A 2,838-nucleotide genomic window follows, 5' to 3' on the forward strand; every position below is an offset into this window, starting at 1 on the left:
CGCGCCGGGCCGGGGGCGCGGGGGTCGCGGTGCGGGTGGGTGCGACGGTGGTCATCGTGCGTCCTCCTGGGCCGCGCCGGACAGAGCGGTGGCGGTGTCAGCGGTGTCAGCGGTGGTGCCGGCGGCGGCGAGCTCGTCGCCGTAGTGGCGCAGGAAGAGCTCTTCGAGGGTCGGCGGCGTCGCGGTGAGGTGGGTGACGTCGTGCCCTGCCAGCGCGTCCAGCAGGGTGCCCATGCGCGTGGAGTCGACCTCGAGGTGGGCGGTGCGCCCGGCGTCGGTGACGCGCACGTCGTGCACGCCGTCGAGGTTCTCCAGGCCCTGGACCGGGCGGCCGGTGGTGACGGTCACGCTGGTCCGGGTCAGGTGCCGCAGCTGGGTCAGGGTGCCGGTCTCCACGACGCGGCCGGCGCGGATGATGGAGACCTGGTCGCACAGGGCCTCGGCCTCGGCCAGGATGTGGCTGGACAGCAGCACCGTCCCGCCGTCGGCGGTGATCTCCTGCACGACGTCCTGGAACACCGCCTCCATGAGGGGGTCGAGCCCGGACGTGGGCTCGTCGAGCAGGTAGAGCTCGACGGGGGCGGCGAGCCCGGCGACGATCGCGACCTTCTGCCGGTTGCCCTTGGAGTAGGTGCTGCACCGCTTGGACGGGTCCAGGCGGAACCGCTCGACCAGCTCGTCCCGGCGGGCGGTGTCGACGGGCCCGCGCATGGAGCCGAGCAGGTCGATGGCCTCCCCGCCGGTGAGCGTGGGCCACAGGTGGACGTCCCCGGGGACGTAGGCCAGGCGCCGGTGCAGGGGCACGGCGTCGCCCCAGGGATCACCGCCCAGGACGCGTGCGTGCCCGGAGTCCGCGCGCAGCAGGCCGAGCAGGACGCGGATGGTGGTCGACTTGCCCGCGCCGTTGGGCCCGAGGAACCCGTGCACCTCACCGCGTCGGACGGTCAGGTCGAGGCCGTCGAGCGCTCGGGTGGCGCCGAAGGTCTTGATCAGTGCACGGGTGTCGATGACGTGGTCCATCAGGGGTCCTGTTCCCCGCCGTGAGGCGGAATCTGACAGTGGCTGTCAGTTGACGGTAGATGTTGTGAGAGTTGCTGTCAACGGGTAGTCACTGTCAGGTGTGCGTCGTTAGCCTGTGCCCATGAGCGAGGTGCCCGGGCTGCGCGAACGCAAGAAGACCGCCGCGATGCTGCGGATCCAGGCCGCAGCCCTGGACCTGTTCGAGGAGCACGGGTTCACCGCCGTGACCGTCGAGCAGGTCGCGGCCGCCTCGGACGTCTCGCCGAGCAGCGTCTACCGGTACTTCGGCACCAAGGAGCAGCTCGTCCTGTGGGACGAGTTCGACCCCCAGATGGACCACCTGCTGGGGCCGGCCCTCGACGTCCCCGTCCCGCTCGACGGCTTGCGGGCCCTGTTCCGTGAGGTGCTCGAGGGCATGGGCCCCGACGCTGAGCGCCAGGTCGCCCGGCGCATCCGGATCGCGATGTCGGACCCCGCGCTGGTCGCGGCCACCGCCATGCACACCTACGCGATCACCGAGGTGTTCGGCACCTACATGGCCGAGCGGCTGGGCCGGTCCCACGACGACCTCGAGATCCAGGTGTTCTCCCACTCCCTGGTCGGCGGCCTGCTGGGCGCGATCCACCACTGGCACGGCACGGGGTTCGCCGAGCCGTTCGCCGACGTCCTGGACCGGACCTTCGTGATCTTCACCGAGGGCCTGGACGTGGTCGAAGGCCGCCCCGCCGATTAGGTTAGGCTCCCCTTGGTCGAGGGCGGCTGCGCCCGGCGTGGGGGAGGTGGGACGTGGGCTCGTTCGAGGTGCTCCGGGACGAGCACGGCATCCCGCACGTCCGTGCGGGCGACGAGCTCGCCCTCGCCCGCGGCCAGGGCTACGTCACCGCCCGTGACCGCGCCTGGCAGATCGAGGTGGACCGCTGGCGGGCCGAGGGCCGCGCCGCCGAGCACCTGGGGCCCGCCGCCCTGCCGTGGGACGTCTTCGCCCACCAGGTCCGCCTGCCCTGCACCGCCCGGCGCGCCTACGACGCCCTGGACCCCGCCGACCGCGCCTGGGTCGACGCCTACGTCGAGGGCGTCAACGCCGGCCTCGTCGACGGCCGTGACACCCCCGAGATGCGCGCCCTGGCGGGCCTGCCCGGCCCCGCGCCCGCCCACGAGCCGTGGCCGCGGTGGGCACCCCTGGGGGTGTTCCAGGTCTCGCACGTGCTGTTCTCGAACCTGCCGCACCTGCTGTGGCGCGACCACCTGGTGCAGACCCTGGGGCCCGCCCACCCCGACCTGGACCCCGTCCGCCTGCTGGAGGTGTTCGCCGCCGACGGTGGCCCCACCAGCGGCAGCAACGCCTGGGCCCTGCACGGGTCGCGCACCCGCAGCGGCCTGCCCCTGCTCGCCGGCGACCCGCACCGGGTCCTGGAGCTGCCCGGGGTCTACCAGCAGGTGCGTCTGGCCTGCCCGGAGTACGACGTCCTGGGCATGGCGTTCCCCGGGGTGCCGGGCATCTCCCACATGGCTCACGCCGGGACGGTCGCCTGGGGCATCACCAACGCGGTCGCCCACCACGTGGAGGTGTTCCGGGAGCGGCTGACGACCCTCGCGGGCCAGACGCGCGCCCAGGGCCCCAACGGCACCGAGCCCGTCACCCGCGGCACCGTCGACGTCCAGGTACGTCACGCCGACGGGGTCCGCGTGCACCGGGTGCCGTGGGCCGAGACCGCCCGCGGCCCGGTCGTGACCGGCCTGGCGGTCGGAGCCGGCCCGGACGAGACGGTCGTGCCCACAGCGCCCGACGTGCCCACGTTCTCGGTGCGGATGCCCGCC

At 73.6% G+C, this 2,838-nt stretch carries 3 protein-coding genes; 2 read left to right on the forward strand and 1 reads right to left on the reverse strand.

Annotated features, from left to right (window positions below; genetic code table 11):
- Positions 1-51 precede the first annotated feature (51 nt).
- Positions 52-1,020, reverse strand: a complete 969-nt coding sequence (locus tag N869_RS14095; protein ID WP_052105602.1) for an ABC transporter ATP-binding protein — start codon at positions 1,018-1,020, stop codon at positions 52-54.
- A gap of 121 nt (positions 1,021-1,141) precedes the next feature.
- Between N869_RS14095 and N869_RS14100 the strand changes: the two genes are divergently transcribed.
- Positions 1,142-1,753, forward strand: coding sequence for a TetR/AcrR family transcriptional regulator (locus N869_RS14100; protein WP_052105603.1), 612 nt, complete (start codon positions 1,142-1,144; stop codon positions 1,751-1,753).
- A gap of 53 nt (positions 1,754-1,806) precedes the next feature.
- Positions 1,807-2,838 (forward strand): penicillin acylase family protein (locus N869_RS14105; RefSeq protein ID WP_198026089.1); only part of this gene is annotated, 1,032 nt, incomplete at its 3' end.

Origin of the sequence: Cellulomonas bogoriensis 69B4 = DSM 16987 (genome assembly GCF_000767165.1) — a bacterium.
GTDB classification, from domain to species: domain Bacteria; phylum Actinomycetota; class Actinomycetes; order Actinomycetales; family Cellulomonadaceae; genus Actinotalea; species Actinotalea bogoriensis.